This is a genomic window from Bacillus sp. FSL K6-1338, assembly GCF_038006965.1.
Lineage (GTDB): Bacteria > Bacillota > Bacilli > Bacillales > Bacillaceae_G > Bacillus_A > Bacillus_A thuringiensis_S.
Genome location: NZ_JBBOWI010000001.1, coordinates 2,598,554 through 2,616,123, shown reverse-complemented (window position 1 = coordinate 2,616,123; position 17,570 = coordinate 2,598,554). Strand labels below are relative to the sequence as shown.

The window sequence follows — 17,570 nt, the reverse complement described above, 5'->3', positions numbered from 1 at the left end:
GGGGCGAAGATTTACAAAGGTGACTAGTAAAAAATATAACAATATAAGTATAAGATTTTGTACTTAGTAATCTCGCGATTTAAGGCATGACATTGGATAAGTGCGGGGAGTTCAATCGATTTTGAATAAAATCAATAGTATCAGTTGCAATTTTTTTACGTTTAAGAACGATCCCGGCATGCCCACATTTATAAATATATCGTGGAGGTCTTTCCCAAGATTCCCACAAGTAGTCTGTATCCTCAGAATGCACATATAGATCATGCTTACCTGAAATTAATAAAATATTTTCTTTTTTTACTTTTGGCAATGCTTGACTCGGTTCAGTGATTTTCCAATAATCTATTAAATCATCATACGTAACACCATGATGTTCCAAGTCTTCTCTAATAAATTTACCTGGAGTTGTATTCCAAATAGAATAAGAAAGTCGATTTGCATAGAAAATGGATGCTAACACATCAATTTCTTCTTCAACAAGAGAGGTTAAGTTAGTAATAAATCCGCCTAAACTAATTCCTATTAGAATGAGGGGCCCATTTTTATTTGCTTTAATCCATTTAATCAAAGCCCGTAAATCAGCTACCGCTTGTCTAGTTGCTTGTACTGTTCGTTCAATATTTGCACTTACCATGTACTCTCCACTGAATAAGGATTGATCGGGTTTTCTTTCAAAATGATAGGGTAGAGTGAAATAATACATATTCCACTTCAGGCTGGTCATATGGTCATGGAATATTTTTTTACACGTTCGTTAGAATCCATTCTCCAACCGTGAACAAAGATAACATGAGGGGCATCTTCAGTTTTATGTAAGAATAATTCCCCAGTTACAGAATCGTTGCGTGAATCACCGGATTGAACCGAGCTTTTATAGTTGAATTGCCCAACCATGTATTCATTTTCCTGCTTTGAATGCTTAATGTCAAAATGAATATGTGATGGTTTTACTTTATAAAAAGATTCTATGTCCTTTATATTTAATGAAGTGTTAGAAAGGGAAGTATACTGAAACTCTACACTTCTTTTTTTATGTAAATCATACAAGGCGTACCGATCAATGAGTTTTGAAAAAATCAAATTAACCTCCTCCAAGATACATATTGTTTAAAACATGGACAAAATTTATGTTGTAAATTAATTATAAAATATTCTCTTTTCCTAATAGTAGGTGATAAATTTGTATATCATATTATAAAGCTTGCAATAAAATAAAACTATAAATATATACTAAAATTTAAGAAGTAAGTTAATGTTCATATCCATATAAAAGAATATTAAATTGTTTCTTTTCTTATTAAAAGATGTAATTTCTATTAGGAACTTACATTCTCATATAAATATTTACAAATAGGTTTCTCTATATTTATTGTATAGAAATTACACAGTAAATATTTTTTGTGCTACATACATTAAATTAATCTTAACCTTTAATAAATTTATTAAACGGAATAACTCCATATCAATATTCAAAAACGGCTGCATTTTTGAATTTGTGTTCTAGCTTTTCTGAAACAGGTAAATAACTACACATAAACTCCTTATATCTCTAGTTAAACTACCGATTAGCTCCATATAAACTCTAGATAACCTATATAGAATACAAGTTATCAAGGAGGTAAGAAAAAATGAATTTTATGAAACGAGCAATTCTCAGTATGAAAAAAAGGATAGGAACATCATTAATTTTGATGGCAGTTTTTCTGATTGTTACAAATTTGGTTCTTTCAGGTTTCACAATCCAAAATGCATCAAAAAAAGCAGCGGATGCTGCAAGAAAAAAACTTGGTGCAGATGTTACTTTAGGTCTTGATTTCGACAAATTAGGTCAAAAAGCTAAGGAAACTGGAGAAATGCCAAATCCGCCGCAGCTCGATGCAAAAGAAACAGATCAATTAGCGAAGTCCAAGTATGTAAAAGATTATAATTACATAGCTAACACTTTCGGTATTTCTGATGGGCTTAAACTAGTAGGAGCTTCAGAAGGAGAAGGAAAAGGTAAAGTGGGAATGGCGGCTGCGCGAGGCGGTTCAAGCTCTGGTACAGAAATCGATATGAACGCTTCTTTTATGATTGAGGGAGTTCGCAAGACTGCATTACAAGAAAGCTTTAAAAACGGAAAAAGTAAAATCATTGATGGAAAACCAATAACAGAGCAAATGAAGGATCAGAATGTAGCTTTAATGGAAAAACGATTAGCGGAATTAAACAATTTGAAAGTAGGAGACAAAGTTAAAGTGCAATCAGGGGATAAGAAGGAAACCCTTGAGGTTGAAATTATCGGTATTTACGAAACAAATGAGCAAGCAATGGGTCAACAGGCTCCTCCTATTATGGATCCAGCTAATAAACTATATATGCCGCATTCAACTATGAAAAAATTAGAAGTAGACCAAGGTATAAGTAGTGTTCAAGTCGTGTATTTCTTGAATGATCCACAATATATTGATGCATTTAAAAAAGAAGCAAGAAAATTTAATATTGATTTTAATTATTATAAATTAGATGCGCATGATTCATTGTACAAGCAAATGATTGGTCCTATCGAAAATATCTCTTCGACTTCTCAAATGATTATTTATATTGTATCGATTGCAGGTGCGATCATTTTAGGATTAATCATAATGCTATCAATTAAAGGGCGTCGTAAAGAAATGGGAATTCTATTGTCCATTGGAGAGAAAAAGTGGAAGCTGATGGCGCAATTCGTAGTAGAAGTAGTGTGTGTCGCTATTTTAGCATTTGGATTATCCATAACAACAGGAGCTAAAGTTTCTCAATATATCGGGGATAATTTACTTTCGAATGAAATTGCTACTTCAAGCGAAGAAACAGATACCTCGCAACATGGTACTGTAATGATGGCTGGACCTGGTGGTACTCTACAAAATCAAAAAGAAGATCCGATTAATAAAATTGATGTAAGTGTAACAGGAGAAGATGTAGGAAAAATGGGTGGAATTGGACTAGCTATTGCTATAATAGCAACGCTTCTTCCGGCATTATCTATTCTACGTTTAAACCCAAAACAAATTCTTTTAAAAGATGAATGAGGAGGCTCGATATGGAGACAATTTTACAGTTTAAAAATTTAGATTATTATTATGAAAGTAATGGAAAAAATGTAGCGATACTAGAAAATGTTAACTTTTCTTTTCAAAAAGGACATTTCTACACGATTTTAGGACCATCTGGATCTGGTAAAACCACAACTCTAAGCTTAGGTTGTGGACTAGATGTCCCTAAAAATGGTTATGTACTGTATAATGGCAAAGATATTAGAAAAATCGGTTTGGATCGATACCGTAATCAAAATGTATCTGTAATTTTCCAATCTTATAACTTAATAACCTATATGACAGCTCTTCAAAATGTCTTAACAGCAATGGAAATTACAGGTGTTAAAGTGCAAAATAAAACAGCAAGAGCATTACAGTTATTAGAGAGGGTAGGACTCTCAGAAGCTGAAGCGAAACGAAACGTCCTGCAACTAAGCGGTGGGCAACAACAGCGTGTAGCAATTGCTCGAGCACTATCTTGTAATGTTGATTTATTGATTGCGGATGAGCCAACAGGAAACCTTGATGAGCAAACCGCAATGGATATTATAGAACTGTTTCAAGAACTTGCACATAAAGAGAATAAATGTATTATTGTTGTGACGCACTCACAGGAGGTTGCTAAAAAATCAGATCGTGCAGTGTATTTAAGTAAGAAGAAGTTGGTTGTAAATGAAATCTAATATAAACATCGTAGCTGTTCAATTCACATAATTTTCAAAATCTAGACCTTTCAAAAGCTTATATTTGTTTTATAATAAAATCAAGCCATAATCAAAATGGTCTCCCTGTACTGAATGTTAAAATAGTTTGTTGTTCCCGTTTTAATAATATTTGAAAAAGAACTTGTAGGATATTCTACAAGTTCTTTTTAGTATAATTGGTTACCTATATCATGGGATAATCATACATAAAAAACGGAACATTACCTAGATGTATAATCTAAATATCGTCCCGTTTACCTATCTATGTATCTGTATAGTTATTGCAGAATTAAACCTACAATCATAATTAAACTAAATACTATCATCCAACCAAACGCGCAATATCCAAAAATTTTAATCCATTTAGGTAATTGATTCATGTTAATTTTATTTGTGGGAACTCCTTGCATCGAAAACATCATTTTTTGATCTCTATCTCTATTATTTTGTTGTTCATACATAATATCATCACCTTTCCAGAACTATTGTGTTTATAGTATATCAACCTAAAGAAAATTATGTACAGAATAAAAGAGGATAGCATATATATTATGTGGTGAATTTTATAAATAAATGCATTTAATTGCCATGATTCTAAGTGCTAATACGTTATAAATACTGAACAAGAGCCCTACATAAATAGGACTCTTGTTCTTCAAATATTAACTTGCTGGATATGCATCAGAACCAAGATAACGTTCTTTTATAATTTGAAGATGATGAAGCTCATGACCGGCAATGATGTATGCTAATGCACGAACTGTAACTTCAGAATTATTCGCATTTCCTCTTTGTGACCAGGCTTCTTTATCTAAGCTTCTAAGTAAATACAGGGTAGATTGGCGAACAACTATTAAATTCTCAAGAAGATCTTGCATAGATTGCTTATCAAAAGCAGCTCTAAGAACATACATATCATCATTATAGCCTGGAAGTTCTGCTGTCCCGCCTCGAGCGATAGATAGCAATCGATACGCCATAATACGTTCTGTATCTGCTATATGACCGATTACTTCTTTTATACTCCATTTAGTAGGAGCATACCGGAAAAGTCCCTTACTATTAGAAATTCCCTTTAATAAAAGATTCGTTTCCTTCATTTGTTGTTCTAGAATATGTATGATATTTCCGTCTGATACCAAGTTGGTATACGTTGCATAATAGGAGTTATATTCACTTACCTTTGGTCTTATTTCCATACGAATCATCCTTTATGTTTAATCTTTACATATAGCTTATCATAAAAGAATTCCAAATTAATCTGAAAAATGGAGGTGAATAAACATTTTTCATCCTCCTTTTCAGTTTCATAGATGAAATGTATCTCAAATAAGAGAATCTAATTTGCTGCTAAGCGTAATTTCGCTTTTTTTTGCTGTTATAGGTAAACATTTAAGTTGAATACAGTTTGTCACTACTTATGACAATCGCCATTTAAAAAGTAGCATACGTCATTAAACGAAAAGCCTGTTAATAAGTTTATACTTACTACAAAAACAAATAAACTCGCCCTATTTAAAGGAGAGTTTATTTGTTTTTATGTTTAGATAGCGGAATACTCATGCAAAATTGCACACTATGTTCCATATTTTTTATTGAATACTTTATATCTAACGTTTCAAGAATTTGTTTAACAATATATAGCCCCAAACCACTTCCTCCAGTATTTCGATTCCTTGATTTTTCAATTCGATAAAATGGTTTGAAAATTTGTTGAATATCTTCATCTTTAATATTGATACCTGTATTTATAATTTTCATTTCGATTTGATCTTGTTTAGAATTCTCTCTTAACTTTATATAGACTTTTTCATTATGTGGTGAATACATAACCGCATTGTGGATAATATTTTTGCATGCTTTTTCTAAAAGAGCACAATCTGTATAAATAGAAAGGTCAGAATCAAATTCTTTTATTATTTCGATACTTTTTTGAGAAGCAAAAAATTCGAGATCTTTTGTGATTGTACCTATTAACTTTGAAGGATTAACTTCCTCTACTTTTAGTTTGAAGGTGTGTTGTTCTAATTTCGATACGCTTAAAATTTCACGAACTAATTGTTCCATACTTTCAATAATTTGATGATTTTTCTTTAAATATTGATCACGATTTTGATAAGGGCCAATATTGTATATCATCCCTTCTAAGTATCCTTTCATTACAGTAAGAGGGGACTTTAATTCATGTGCTACAATCGCAAAAAACTCTCTGCGTTTTGTTTCTATTTCTCTTTCTTTTTCAATATCATTTTTTAATTGTTCATTTGCTTTTTTTAAATCAAACATAGCTTGTTGTAAGTTAATAGACATGTCATTCAAACTATTAGACAATTCTCCTAACTCATCTGTAGAGCGAACCTCAATTTTTTCGGAGAAATCTAAATTTGCCATCTTTTGTGCACCTTCATTAATATAAATAAGTGGCTTTGTAATAAACCTGGAATAAAAATAAGCACTTCCTATACCAATAATGAGCACAATGATACTAATATAGGGGAGAAATCGTACTAAAACCTGTGAAGCTTCATCAATCGGTTGAAATGTAGCAAAGACTATAAGTGTTAAACTACCATCTTGGAATTGAATTGGTTTCGTAACGTTATATGAATTGCTAAGGGTACTTGCATTCTCGAATCGTGTTGCTTTAGTAACTACTGTTTTTTGCGTACCACTTTGAATAAAAGAAAATGAAGGAGAGTAAATAATTACTCCTTCTTTATTTTGAAGGTAAAGCATCGCATTATTTTTTTTTGCGTATTCATCAAAAAGTGGTATCGCATCTTGAAACGTAAGATTTTTAGACTTATCAATGATTTCGTTTATCCCTGTTTGAAGTTGATCTGTTTTATATTGCTCATAAAACGTAGGGAGAAAGAAGTATAAAGTTAAATAAATCAATACTGCAAAGGATAACAAAATGAGAGATGTAGTCATAAAGAGTTTATAAGTAATTTGCTTCATCTTCATGAGTTTCACAATACTATTCATCAATTTTATAACCAATACCCTTTATTGTTTTAATATAAGGGATAGCTAATTTTTTGCGTAGGTTTTTAATATGTGTATCAATTATTCGTGTTTCTCCAAAATAATCGTACCCCCAAACCTTCTCTACGATATTTTCTCTTGTAAGTACTTTTCTCTCATTTTGAAATAGTAGTTGTAGAATTTCAAACTCTTTTGTCGTTAATATAATTTCAACATCATTTACATAGACTCTATATGCATCCACATCGATACGAACTTCTTTAAATATCAAATGATTATTTACATTTTTATCATAACTTCTTCTAAGTACAGCTTCGACTCGTCTAATCAAAACATGAAATGAAAAGGGTTTTGTTATATAATCATCGATCCCAAGATCGAATCCTTTCATTTGATCTTCCTCTTCTTCCAACGCAGTTAGCATAATAATTGGTACGTTTGACTGACTTCGAATCATTTTAGAAACTTCAAACCCATTAAGATTGGGCATCATGACATCTAGGAGAATTAAATCAAAGGATTGCTTATTAAATTGTGTCATACCCTCTAGTCCATCTGAAGCGACTACCACTGTATAATGCTGTGTCATTAAAAATTGTTTAATTAATTCCTGAATTTCTTGATCGTCCTCTACCACGAGAATATGATAGTTTTTCATAATATCACCTCTGGTAGTCATTATAGCCGTACTATCTGGAGTTTATGTGGAGATACAGTAGTAAACTTCATAGGACGTTTACTACCAAAAAGTATTATTAGCTATATTACTTTTTTATGGAGAAATAATTGATTAAAAAACTTATCGTATGAATTGATGTATGAATAATATTTACGAAAAACTAATGTATAATAATGTGAATTGTATGTAATTTCTTAAAGTTTGTGAAAATATACTTGTGCTTCTTTACCAAAAGAGGGAAAGGGATTTTAATATAGAAGAAGCTACAGTAATACTAGAGTGTGTGCCAAGAACTTTGGATTTCTCTCATCTAGTTTCTATTTAATCGTTAATCACTACATAACAATGTTCTGGCTAAACCAAAAGTTTAAAGGTACAAACTTGGAGAGATTTATATAATGTTAGAAAGGTTGTGAAATGATTTGAAGTGTTATAAAGGTATGCTGTTTGATTTAGATGATACCTTACTTGATAGGGATAAGGCAGTAGCGGCATTATTTTTAATTGTTTTAGAAAAGTGTTATGAAAATGTAGATGGTGCGGCTAAAAGCAACATGTTACAGAAATTCAAAGAATACGATAAAAGAGAATATGGCATAAGTAATAAAACGACAGTTTTAGAATCATTGTTTGATGAATTCACGCCGAAGTATAGATTGCCACGCAATTATATCCAAGATTTTTGGAATAATAATTTCCCTAGATGTTTTTCAATAGACCAAAATACTATTCATTTCTTAAATCAAATAAAGAAGCACTTTAAAGTTGGAATTATAACAAATGGCTCAACTCAGAGGCAAAAAGCTAAAATATTTAACACGAATTTAAATAGGTATTTTGAAACAATCATTATTTCTGAAGAAGTGGGATTTAGTAAACCTGATAAACGTATATTCGAACTAGCGTTAAATAAGCTAAATTTACAGCCGGAAAATACTTTATTTGTTGGGGATGACTTAGAAAAGGATATTGCTGGTCCTCAAAATATAAATATAAAAGGTGTGTGGTTTAACCCTCAAAAAATCAAGAATACTACCAAAATACAACCATATGCCGAGATTAACACTTTGGATAGTTTGTTAAGTTATGTTACTCCACAATATTTTTATAACAAGTAAAAGCAATTTCATATATATATTCAAAAATATAAAAAAGAGAAACTATCATTAATTTCATTGACCGTATTAGTAATAAAGAATAGAGGCGATTTTAATAGCTGCGGCTAATTTAATCTATGATTAATACGAAGTTTTGTAAAACAATTTTACTCATACGGTGCACATTATAAAGGGGTGGGACTATGGACATAAAGAAAGTAGTAATCGATGGAATCAATATTGCGGTCATTAGAAACGATAAGGTATTAATATCGGATGTTCAGTCTGCATTAGATACTATGGCAACAGTTCAATACGAGGTAGATGCGAAGCATATTATTATCCACAAGTCATTAATAAGTGAAAGCTTCTTTGATTTAAAAACACGTCTTGCGGGTGATATCCTTCAAAAGTTTATAAACTACAAGGTAAAGATTGCTATCATTGGGGATTTCTCTATTTACACTAGTAAAAGCTTAAAAGACTTTATTTATGAATGTAATAAAGGGAATGACATTTTTTACTTAGCAACTGAGCAACAAGCAATTGAAAAACTAAGTACATTAAAGTAAAAATTATATCCTGCTAAATTCCCCCATTTCACTTAGTTCATGATTATATACGATATAGAAGAACTGATGTTTGTGGTAAACTAAGAGATGAATAAAGGGGGAGTTTTTTTGAACAATTTTAATGATACGATCCGAAATTTAAATAATATAGTTTACCAACCTAACAATTTAATGATTACGAATCTAAAAGAAGAAAAGCAAAACGCAGAATATGCAGGATGTTTATTCCGCTTAAATAACAAAACCATTCGTTTTAGAAAATCAAAAGTTACTCCTAATAAAATTGGTCAATTTGTTTCTTTTTGGGAGAAAGATGACAACATGCAAAATCAAGCATTTTCTTATGACGCTGCTCCTGATTTATTAGTTATTACTTGTATAGATGATCATAAACTAGGACAATTCATTTTGCCTAAAGAGATTCTTCTTAAGGAAAAAATCTTGAGAACACAAAATCAAAAAGGCAAGATGGCTATGAGGATTTATCCTATATGGGATAAGCCTGTCAGCAATCAAGCTAAAAAGAGCCAAATGTGGCAACTTCAGTATTTTGTTGATTTAAGCGATTGTAATAATTTACCTATAGACAAACTATTAAATTTGTATTTGTAGCTTCTTATCTTTAGTGATCTTGTCGGTTAGACTTTTTGTACCGGTACAGTTACATAAAATGTACGTTGTTACAGTACCCCTTAAAACTTACAATCAGCATATATTATTTATACTTATAAAATTTTAAGGGGTGCTAAATATGACAAGTTTACAAGATCAGCTTTTCGCAAGATTAAATCTTAAAAAACGTAATGAAGTAACGTTTGAAGAATTACCTACTATACTCTTTTCATTTGCACATACTATACCATTTGAGAATTTAGACGTTATAGCACGAAATACGAATCAAATCTCTCTGGAAAACTTACGAGAGAAAATTTTAACTAGTTCCCGTGGTGGACTTTGCTACGAATTAAACACCCTTTTTTACTATTTCTTAAAAGACTGTGGCTATGATGTACAACTGGCATTAGGTACGGTTTATAAAAATGATATAAATGCATGGGCACTTGAGGATGGCCATATAACAATTATTTTAACTTATGATAATCTACAGTATTTAATTGATGTAGGTATAGCTTCATTAGTACCTCTTGTTCCTGTACCTTTTACTGATGAGTCTGTTTCTTCAAAGAATGGTTCGTACCGGGTGAGACGAAAAGATACGAGTAAAGGAAATTATGTTTTAGAAAGAATAGATGCTGAAGGAGAATGGAAAGTTTGTCATGCCTTTTATAAACATATTATTGATGAGATAGTAGTAAACGATGTTCAAAGAAGAGTAATAGAAGATGAGAAATCTATTTTTAATAAGGGACCAATTGCAGTGAAATTGACGGACTCTGGGCATGTCTCTTTAACGAATAATAGTGTAACTGAAATTATTTATGGAGCAAAAACTAAGCGTGAGGTTACAGAAGAGCAATATAGAGAGCTTTTATATACTTTATTTGCTATTAAGTTATGAATAATAAAGATAGCCGGTACTTAATCAGAGGCGGCTATCTTTATTATTTTTTGGTGTAAATGGTTTTCGTCTAATATGTTTCGGAAACTGCGGTATAGTTAATGTTTCCTCAGTTTCTTCATATGTATGAAAAACTGGTTCTTTTGCAGCAGAATAATATGATTTAAAGTTTGATTTTCTTAATACATATAATACACTAGAACAGTACGAAAAAGTATGTACAATGAATTTTGAATGTAAAGGAAGATTATTATGTCAGTTATTGATAAATTGAAACTTAATAAGTATACAAATATGGTCGTAATTAACGAACCAAGTAATTATGACATTTTTACAGGTAAAGAAACTGTATTCTCAAAAGAACACGATGCTATCTTTATATTTGTAGAAACGCTTGATGAAATGGTGAAACAAACGAATTTTATTATTAGTAATGAAGAATTACTAATTGAAAAAGGTTACGTGTTCTTCGCATATCCGAAAAAAGGTAATGCTCGTTATAGTACGTTTATTCACCGTGATGAGATGTTTCCGGCATTAAACGTTGGAGAAGATGGTTATGTGGGAGAAAGCAATATTAAATTTGCACGAATGGTAAGTATGGATGAAGTCTTTACTGTTGTAGGTTTAAAACGTGAAAAGAAAAAAACAATGAAAACATCTGCTATGAGTCAATGTGTTGCCGATTATGCAGATCGAATTAAAGATGTTGAAGCATTATTAGCTAATCATCCGAATGAACTTAAGTTTTATCAAAGTTTAACGCCTGGATACCAAAAAGATTGGGCACGTAATCTTTTTTCTGTGAAACAAGAAAAAACACGTGAAAAACGTCTAGAGAAAATGATAAAAATCCTTTCACAAGGCTATAAAACAATTGAATTATTCCGTAAGAAGAAAAAATAATGACTAAGAAAGTCACAATGCTGCAACAATTAATTGTGATGAGTACATTGAAAAAAGCATTCCTTCTATTATACTAAGGAATGTTCTTATATTTATATAATTAGCAAAAGAGAAAAGGTGTTTGAAATGAAATCGTATATTGTAGTTGGATCTGGAATTTTAGGAGCGTCTACTGCTTATCATCTTGCTAAGGCAGGTGCGAATGTTACTATCGTGGATCGCCAACAATTAGGGCAAGCAACTGATGCAGGAGCAGGTATTGTATGTCCATGGCTATCACAGCGTCGTAATAAAGCATGGTATAAAATCGTTAAAGGCGGTGCACGTTACTATTCTTCGTTAATTCAGCAATTAGAAGAAGACGGTGAAACTGACACAGGATATAATCGTGTAGGTGCAATTAGTTTACATACTGACGAAAAAAAGTTAGATCAAATGGAAGAGCGAGCTTATAAACGACGTGAAGATGCCCCAGAGATTGGTGAAATCACTCGCTTATCAGCTGAAGAAACAAAAAAATTATTCCCAGCATTATCAGACGAATATAGTTCTGTTCATATTAGTGGTGCTGCACGAGTAAATGGAAGATTATTACGCAATGCATTAATAAGTGCTGCGAAAAAACATGGTGCAACTTTTATAAAAGGCGATGCCATATTAGTCCGTGAAGGAAATCATATTACTGGAGTTATAGTAAACGATGAAACAATTTTAGCAGAAAAGGTTCTTGTAACTGCAGGTGCATGGGCGAATGAAATCTTGAACCCATTAGGAATTAATTTCTTAGTTACATTCCAAAAAGGACAAATTGTTCATCTGCAAATTGAAAATACAGCAACAGAAAATATGCCAGTTGTTATGCCGCCAAACGATCAATATATTTTAACGTTCGACAATGGTCATGTCGTAATTGGTGCAACACATGAGAATGATACGGGTTTCGATCATCGTGTAACAGCAGGTGGTCTACATGAAGTATTCCATAAAGCATTAGCAGTTGCACCTGGCTTAGAAAATGCTACAATGCTTGAAACGAGAGTTGGATTCAGACCATTCACACCAGGATTCTTACCTGTTATCGGACCGCTACCTAACTTTGAAGGAATTCTCGTTGCGAATGGATTAGGAGCTTCGGGTTTAACAGCTGGTCCATACTTAGGAGCGGAACTTGCTAAACTAGCGCTCGGACAACCGATTGAATTAGATTTAAATGATTATGACGTTGCTGGAGCAATTGAATAATATGGGGTACTGCTAACATTTAGGAAAACCATGCTAAACAAATTTGACAAGGAATAAACAGTTTTTCCTCTGTTAAGAGTATGCCTGTTTATGAAAAATAAAATTCTTTAAAAATAGAGGGCCGACATTATAAACCTGCATTAATAATGTAGAATTGTGATGTCGGCTCTTTATTCATATTGATTTAAAACTTATTTTCGAGAGGAGGTTAAGTAATGAGAGCACCATATCAAGTATTGATATTTCCTTATATAAAAACTGACGATTCTATTCAATATGGTATTTTTAACCGAAGTGATTATGGTTATTGGCAAGGAATAGCTGGTGGCGGAGAAGACGGTGAGATTCCTATTGAATCAGCAAAACGGGAAGCGTTTGAAGAGGCTGGTATTACAAGAGAATGTCCATATATACAATTAGATTCTGTGTCTTCACTACCAGTAGAGGATGTAGTTGGAGGATTCCTTTGGGGAGAAGAGGTTTATGTAATAAAAGAATTTTCTTTTGGAGTTAAAGTCCCTACAAAAAACATATCATTATCTAAAGAACACTTCAATTATAAATGGTTATGCTTCGAGGAAGCAGTAACGTTTTTGAAATGGGATAGCAACAAAACAGCATTGTGGGAATTAAACAAAAGGCTATTAAAACAATAAAAGTTTTAGCTAACAAAGATATTAGTGGAACAAGAATTTGAACAATTAAAAAAATCTTGCTACACTTCTAAACAGTGTTTTAGATTATAAAATAGAGTAATATAGATTTGGCATGGGTAATGAACTAAGAGAACTTGCACTAAGAAAAGCCCTATACAGTTGCCTGTGAAAAAATGAAAATAGTTAGAAATATTTTTATGTTGTACAGTTTTTGGCTATGAATAGCGGAATAAATATTAAGTATTCAACAGTTCAAATAGAACGAGTCATCTTTTTATTTTAAGAAGAAAGATGACTCGTTTTATGCTAAAATTCGCTTAGTGTATATTTTCGTTAAAATGTGGGTGGGCCCCTTTTAGCAAAACCGGAGTGGGAATGATGAGTATAAATAGTTTTGTGGGATTAATAAAGGACGAATTATTAAAAGAGGTAAGCATACGAAGTGAGGATGAATTCGAGCCTGTAGTAGTTAAAGATATTCCTAGACTTTGGAAGTGTTTAGGGACAGGTAATTATGCCGCAGTATTCATGCACAGAGAATACAAAGATTGGGTAGTGAAAGTTTACGTGCGAGAAGGAGAAGGAATTGAAAAAGAGTCAGAAGCATACCGAAGAATTGGAAATCATCCTTCTTATTCAAAGCTTATATATAAAGGAGAAAATTTCATAGTATTGAAACGTTTAAAAGAAATTACTTTATACGATGCTATTCATAAGGGGATTAAAATTCCTAAGCAGGTAATACTTGATATCAATGAGGCTTTGGAGTATGCGAGGGAACAAGGGTTAACTCCTTGTGATGTTCACGGGAAAAATGTGATGATGGAAAAAGGAAGGGGATATGTGGTCGATGTATCTGATTTCTTAAAAACAAAAGAAGATAGTAAGTGGAGAGACCTAGAAAAGGCATATTTCACCTTTTATTTTCCTTTCATTTATAAATTGCCTTTCCCCGTTAAAATACCGTATTTTATGTTAAACATTGTTAGACGTTCGTACAGAAAATATAAGAAGCTTAAAAAGAAATTCAAATTATAAAAGGACCACATATGTTCCCAAAAACGAGTTGAATTCACATAAATTACTGTAGAAAAATTTAAATTTTTGTTTAGGGGCTACTTCAAGACCTTAGCTTGCTGGGTATATGGTGCTACCCCATTACTATCAATTTAAGAATTGATAGTAATGGGGTATTTAATTTCTTATCTTGATGAGTATGGGATACTGCCAGCATTTCTTCTATCTTCTATATTCTTGTTGTAGGGTGTTATAAAATTCTTAAGTTAATAGGCCTTGAGTGGCATACATAGCAGAATTAACGAGTAAATGTAACAATCTCATCAACAGCTTTGATATAACCACCTGCCTCACGGAATGATTGACTAATTTTTTTGGCATTCTCTTTGTAAATCGAATGCTGCAACACTTCATTAACGGCATGTTTTAAATCCTCGGCCGATAATTGCTGGATATTTAACATAAATCCTGCGCCAAGTTCGTATACTCGCTCAGCAATCGTATGCTGATCATTTATAAATGGGAGCATAACTAGAGGTACTTCAAAATAAAGTGATTCACTTGTGCTATTCATTCCACAATGACTAATAAATACATCCGCTTGACGCAGTATATCTAATTGTGGAAGATAGTTACCAACAATAAAATTATCAGGTATATCTCCTAGCTGCTCCACTATTAATTGTTTGCCTATACTAAGTACTACTTTCGCATTGAGATCTTTTAAACCGACGAAACATTTTTGATAGAATTCAGGCTGATTATTAATTATGGTTCCCATAGAAATATGCAACCCATTTTCCAGGTAAAGACTGTGCATCATAGAGGATGTAATCGTATGTTTCTTTGGAGGTTTCTTCAAAAATGGCATCAGTAATTCTTTCCATAGCATGAAGGAAGTGTAATAAGTACTCTTGAGGATGGGAAGTCATAAGATTTATAGTTTCCGAAAGCTCTCTTTGTGCCTCTTGATTGATGGGACGGAATTGTGCACCTGCTTTTTTGATTTTTTCTTCAAAATCATTTGATGAATAATAGACAATGTTGTCTCCACGTTGTACTAAATCATGTACTAATCCTAATGTTGGATTTAAGTGTCCTTCTCCACCTATATTGATGTAAAGTGCTTTTTTCATCTTTATCCCCTCCAGTAAATTTGATATCGTAAAATGTAAACGATTTTTTATTTTGTTTGAATTATAACAAACGAAGTGAATAAATGTCTATTTTCATTTTTGAATATTCTTAATTTTTAGAGGGTGTTTTATTTAGATAACTTGATGGCGATGGGTTCACCATATCAAAACAAGAAAATTGTGCGTATAGACATATTTTTCAACCGCTTCCTGTACGTTAAGGGAATCGTTATTTTTTTACAGTTTTTTTATTATGGAATTCAAAATAACTAATTATAATAGGTGAAAAAACAATCAATAGTTGGGTTACGGAAAGGATTCGAATTTACATTCTTTCTCAATACATATTATGGATAAATAAAGTAAAATATGGGTTAGGGTTATGTCTCATGTTGTGTTAATCCTAACAATAACTAAGGGTACATAATATGCTTTCATACCTTTGAATAATTTTGTTATAGAAGGGATGGAGATTTAAATGGCTCAAATTGTTGGTATTGATAGATACCTTTGTACTGGGGCTTTAATCTATATGCGTGAGGGCCTTTCCCTAAGTCTTGTTAGGAAGTAAGGAACAGCAAGCAAACACTTATACAATATGAATAGAGGAGAGGAATGCCTTATGAAAATACGTAGTCAAATTACATGTGCAAGTTTGGCCCTTTTAATAGTTGGAAGTTCCCTGTTATATACAACACCAACCTCAATTATAAAAGCAGAGCCCACTCAAAATGTATCTAGTTCGTTACAAACAAATACGCAACGAGATCATACTTCCGTCAAGCAAGCAATGCGGGATACATTGCAACTTGGATACCCGGGGATACTTGCTAAAACTTCTGAGGGTGGAAAAACGTGGGGGTATGCCGCTGGAATAGCGGATCTGAGAACCAAGAAACCAATGAAAACAGATTTTCGCTTTCGCATTGGGAGTGTGACGAAGACGTTCACCGCAACAGTTGTACTTCAATTAGCTGGAGAGAATCGCCTGAAGCTAAACGACTACATCGAAGACTGGTTGCCTGGTGTCATTCAAGGAAATGGATATGATGGTAACAAGATTACTATCCGGCACATATTGAACCATACAAGTGGTATCGCTGAATACTCAAGGTCAAAAGACGCTGATTTTACGGATACAAAAAAATCGTATACGGCTGAAGAGTTAGTGAAGATGGGGGTTTCTCTGCCTCCAGACTTTGCTCCAGGAAAGGGCTGGTCTTATTCAAACACAGGATACGTATTACTGGGCATTCTTATTGAAAAAGTAACTGGAAACAGCTATGCGGAAGAGGTTGAAAATCGAATTATTGAACCACTTGAATTGTCGAATACATTCCTACCAGGCAACTCAAGTGTTATTCCAGGCACTAACCATGCCCGTGGATATGTCCAACCAGACGGAGCAAGTGAGCTAAAAGACGTTACTTATTATAACCCAAGTGCAGGTAGCTCTGCTGGAGATATGATTTCTACTGCTGACGACTTAAACAAATTCTTCTCTTACTTGCTCGGTGGCAAATTACTGAAGGAACAGCAACTAAAACAAATGCTTACTACAGTTCCTACAGGAAAAGAAGGAATCGATGGATATGGTCTTGGAATCTATGAAACTAAGCTGCCAAGCGGTGTCTCGATATGGGGACACTCAGGTGGTATTCTAGGGTTTACAACTCTAGTTGGAGGTACACTTGGAGGCAATCATACGTTGGTCGTCAATTGGAATAGTTTGGGTAGAACTGGCAGTCCTAATCCTTTTAAAAATATTTTACTTGCTGAATTTAGCAAGTAGGAAAAAAGGAAAAATTTATCGTAGTTTTCATAGTTGAAAATGTACTTTTCTGGTTCAAAAGCCCCAACTTATTTTCAAGAAAACTTTGGGGCTTTTTTTGTTTTGGTGGCGTTTATTCTTAAGTTGATGGATGTGTGGTTCTACCCCAAAATAAAAAGATTAGGAGTGAATCCTAATCTTTTTATTTATACATATTTTTGGTT

At 32.8% G+C, this 17,570-nt stretch carries 17 protein-coding genes and 2 pseudogenes; 11 read left to right on the top strand and 8 right to left on the bottom strand.

Annotated elements, in window-relative coordinates:
- Positions 1 to 79 precede the first annotated feature (79 nt).
- Positions 80 to 1,080: pseudogene (locus NZ044_RS13445) on the bottom strand (alpha/beta hydrolase).
- A gap of 548 nt (positions 1,081 to 1,628) precedes the next feature.
- On the opposite strand from NZ044_RS13445, the gene NZ044_RS13440 reads away from it, so the two are divergent.
- Positions 1,629 to 3,053: an ABC transporter permease gene (locus NZ044_RS13440; protein ID WP_001010216.1), complete on the top strand. Its 1,425-nt coding sequence runs from the start codon at positions 1,629 to 1,631 to the stop codon at positions 3,051 to 3,053.
- An 11-nt stretch (positions 3,054 to 3,064) separates the two neighbouring features.
- Positions 3,065 to 3,742 (top strand): ABC transporter ATP-binding protein, encoded by a 678-nt coding sequence (locus NZ044_RS13435; protein WP_000447865.1) that lies wholly within the window; start codon positions 3,065 to 3,067, stop codon positions 3,740 to 3,742.
- A gap of 299 nt (positions 3,743 to 4,041) precedes the next feature.
- On the opposite strand, the gene NZ044_RS13430 is transcribed toward NZ044_RS13435, so the two are convergent.
- The 4 genes from NZ044_RS13430 to NZ044_RS13415 all read right to left on the bottom strand — a co-directional run bounded on the left by NZ044_RS13430 (position 4,042) and on the right by NZ044_RS13415 (position 7,409).
- Positions 4,042 to 4,224, bottom strand: coding sequence for a hypothetical protein (locus tag NZ044_RS13430; protein WP_000273237.1), 183 nt, complete (start codon positions 4,222 to 4,224; stop codon positions 4,042 to 4,044).
- 201 nt (positions 4,225 to 4,425) lie between these two features.
- On the bottom strand, positions 4,426 to 4,962 hold the full coding sequence (locus NZ044_RS13425; RefSeq protein WP_098506139.1) for a DinB family protein: 537 nt from the start codon (positions 4,960 to 4,962) through the stop codon (positions 4,426 to 4,428).
- Positions 4,963 to 5,290: 328 nt separating this feature from the next.
- Positions 5,291 to 6,751: a sensor histidine kinase gene (locus tag NZ044_RS13420; RefSeq protein ID WP_001084893.1), complete on the bottom strand. Its 1,461-nt coding sequence runs from the start codon at positions 6,749 to 6,751 to the stop codon at positions 5,291 to 5,293.
- The gene (locus NZ044_RS13415; protein ID WP_000800727.1) at positions 6,744 to 7,409 is read right to left on the bottom strand and encodes a response regulator transcription factor; all 666 of its coding nucleotides are present in this window, start codon (positions 7,407 to 7,409) and stop codon (positions 6,744 to 6,746) included. Before NZ044_RS13415 ends, NZ044_RS13420 begins: the two co-directional genes overlap by 8 nt.
- 461 nt (positions 7,410 to 7,870) lie before the next feature.
- On the opposite strand from NZ044_RS13415, the gene NZ044_RS13410 reads away from it, so the two are divergent.
- From NZ044_RS13410 to NZ044_RS13395, 4 genes are all read left to right on the top strand, one after another.
- The gene (locus NZ044_RS13410) at positions 7,871 to 8,548 is read left to right on the top strand and encodes an HAD family hydrolase (RefSeq protein WP_000895696.1); all 678 of its coding nucleotides are present in this window, start codon (positions 7,871 to 7,873) and stop codon (positions 8,546 to 8,548) included.
- A gap of 182 nt (positions 8,549 to 8,730) precedes the next feature.
- A complete protein-coding gene (locus NZ044_RS13405) occupies positions 8,731 to 9,099 on the top strand; it encodes a DUF4180 domain-containing protein (protein ID WP_000351862.1) in 369 nt (122 codons plus the stop codon).
- Positions 9,100 to 9,207: 108 nt separating this feature from the next.
- Positions 9,208 to 9,711: a MepB family protein gene (locus tag NZ044_RS13400; RefSeq protein ID WP_118961929.1), complete on the top strand. Its 504-nt coding sequence runs from the start codon at positions 9,208 to 9,210 to the stop codon at positions 9,709 to 9,711.
- Between the two features lie 139 nt (positions 9,712 to 9,850).
- Complete coding sequence (locus NZ044_RS13395; protein WP_000202741.1) at positions 9,851 to 10,618, top strand: arylamine N-acetyltransferase family protein; 768 nt, start codon at positions 9,851 to 9,853, stop codon at positions 10,616 to 10,618.
- A gap of 20 nt (positions 10,619 to 10,638) precedes the next feature.
- Here the strand turns inward: NZ044_RS13395 and NZ044_RS30860 are convergent.
- Positions 10,639 to 10,843, bottom strand: a pseudogene (locus tag NZ044_RS30860) (hypothetical protein).
- Between the two features lie 27 nt (positions 10,844 to 10,870).
- Here NZ044_RS30860 and NZ044_RS13390 point away from each other — a divergent pair.
- The 4 genes from NZ044_RS13390 to NZ044_RS13375 all read left to right on the top strand — a co-directional run bounded on the left by NZ044_RS13390 (position 10,871) and on the right by NZ044_RS13375 (position 14,460).
- Positions 10,871 to 11,524: a YdeI/OmpD-associated family protein gene (locus NZ044_RS13390; RefSeq protein ID WP_118961930.1), complete on the top strand. Its 654-nt coding sequence runs from the start codon at positions 10,871 to 10,873 to the stop codon at positions 11,522 to 11,524.
- 126 nt (positions 11,525 to 11,650) lie between these two features.
- Positions 11,651 to 12,766: an NAD(P)/FAD-dependent oxidoreductase gene (locus tag NZ044_RS13385; RefSeq protein ID WP_002082676.1), complete on the top strand. Its 1,116-nt coding sequence runs from the start codon at positions 11,651 to 11,653 to the stop codon at positions 12,764 to 12,766.
- A 215-nt stretch (positions 12,767 to 12,981) separates the two neighbouring features.
- Positions 12,982 to 13,422 (top strand): NUDIX hydrolase, encoded by a 441-nt coding sequence (locus tag NZ044_RS13380; RefSeq protein WP_001202616.1) that lies wholly within the window; start codon positions 12,982 to 12,984, stop codon positions 13,420 to 13,422.
- A 378-nt stretch (positions 13,423 to 13,800) separates the two neighbouring features.
- Positions 13,801 to 14,460 carry a serine/threonine protein kinase gene (locus tag NZ044_RS13375; RefSeq protein WP_000026523.1) on the top strand — a complete coding sequence of 220 codons (660 nt, stop codon included), beginning with the start codon at positions 13,801 to 13,803 and terminating at the stop codon, positions 14,458 to 14,460.
- 277 nt (positions 14,461 to 14,737) lie between these two features.
- Here the strand turns inward: NZ044_RS13375 and NZ044_RS13370 are convergent, their stop codons facing one another.
- Together NZ044_RS13370 and NZ044_RS13365 are read right to left on the bottom strand one after the other, a co-directional pair.
- Positions 14,738 to 15,220: a nucleotide disphospho-sugar-binding domain-containing protein gene (locus NZ044_RS13370; RefSeq protein ID WP_229145180.1), complete on the bottom strand. Its 483-nt coding sequence runs from the start codon at positions 15,218 to 15,220 to the stop codon at positions 14,738 to 14,740.
- Complete coding sequence (locus NZ044_RS13365) at positions 15,204 to 15,575, bottom strand: glycosyl transferase (protein ID WP_229145181.1); 372 nt, start codon at positions 15,573 to 15,575, stop codon at positions 15,204 to 15,206. The genes NZ044_RS13370 and NZ044_RS13365 overlap by 17 nt, the downstream gene beginning before the upstream one ends.
- A gap of 622 nt (positions 15,576 to 16,197) precedes the next feature.
- Here NZ044_RS13365 and NZ044_RS13360 point away from each other — a divergent pair.
- Positions 16,198 to 17,367, top strand: a complete 1,170-nt coding sequence (locus NZ044_RS13360; RefSeq protein WP_000702513.1) for a serine hydrolase domain-containing protein — start codon at positions 16,198 to 16,200, stop codon at positions 17,365 to 17,367.
- Positions 17,368 to 17,570 lie beyond the last annotated feature (203 nt).

What these genes read in the sequence shown, in the direction of transcription:
- NZ044_RS13380 (WP_001202616.1), top strand. Translation starts at nt 12,982, where the DNA reads ATGAGAGCACCATATCAAGTATTGATATTTCCTTATATAAAAACTGAC.
- NZ044_RS13415 (WP_000800727.1), bottom strand. Translation starts at nt 7,409, where the DNA reads ATGAAAAACTATCATATTCTCGTGGTAGAGGACGATCAAGAAATTCAG.
- NZ044_RS13435 (WP_000447865.1), top strand. Translation starts at nt 3,065, where the DNA reads ATGGAGACAATTTTACAGTTTAAAAATTTAGATTATTATTATGAAAGT.
- NZ044_RS13365 (WP_229145181.1), bottom strand. Translation starts at nt 15,575, where the DNA reads ATGAAAAAAGCACTTTACATCAATATAGGTGGAGAAGGACACTTAAAT.
- NZ044_RS13390 (WP_118961930.1), top strand. Translation starts at nt 10,871, where the DNA reads ATGTCAGTTATTGATAAATTGAAACTTAATAAGTATACAAATATGGTC.
- NZ044_RS13375 (WP_000026523.1), top strand. Translation starts at nt 13,801, where the DNA reads ATGAGTATAAATAGTTTTGTGGGATTAATAAAGGACGAATTATTAAAA.
- NZ044_RS13425 (WP_098506139.1), bottom strand. Translation starts at nt 4,962, where the DNA reads ATGGAAATAAGACCAAAGGTAAGTGAATATAACTCCTATTATGCAACG.
- NZ044_RS13440 (WP_001010216.1), top strand. Translation starts at nt 1,629, where the DNA reads ATGAATTTTATGAAACGAGCAATTCTCAGTATGAAAAAAAGGATAGGA.
- NZ044_RS13410 (WP_000895696.1), top strand. Translation starts at nt 7,871, where the DNA reads ATGCTGTTTGATTTAGATGATACCTTACTTGATAGGGATAAGGCAGTA.
- NZ044_RS13430 (WP_000273237.1), bottom strand. Translation starts at nt 4,224, where the DNA reads ATGTATGAACAACAAAATAATAGAGATAGAGATCAAAAAATGATGTTT.
- NZ044_RS13395 (WP_000202741.1), top strand. Translation starts at nt 9,851, where the DNA reads ATGACAAGTTTACAAGATCAGCTTTTCGCAAGATTAAATCTTAAAAAA.
- NZ044_RS13370 (WP_229145180.1), bottom strand. Translation starts at nt 15,220, where the DNA reads ATGGGAACCATAATTAATAATCAGCCTGAATTCTATCAAAAATGTTTC.
- NZ044_RS13385 (WP_002082676.1), top strand. Translation starts at nt 11,651, where the DNA reads ATGAAATCGTATATTGTAGTTGGATCTGGAATTTTAGGAGCGTCTACT.
- NZ044_RS13405 (WP_000351862.1), top strand. Translation starts at nt 8,731, where the DNA reads ATGGACATAAAGAAAGTAGTAATCGATGGAATCAATATTGCGGTCATT.
- NZ044_RS13360 (WP_000702513.1), top strand. Translation starts at nt 16,198, where the DNA reads ATGAAAATACGTAGTCAAATTACATGTGCAAGTTTGGCCCTTTTAATA.
- NZ044_RS13420 (WP_001084893.1), bottom strand. Translation starts at nt 6,751, where the DNA reads ATGAATAGTATTGTGAAACTCATGAAGATGAAGCAAATTACTTATAAA.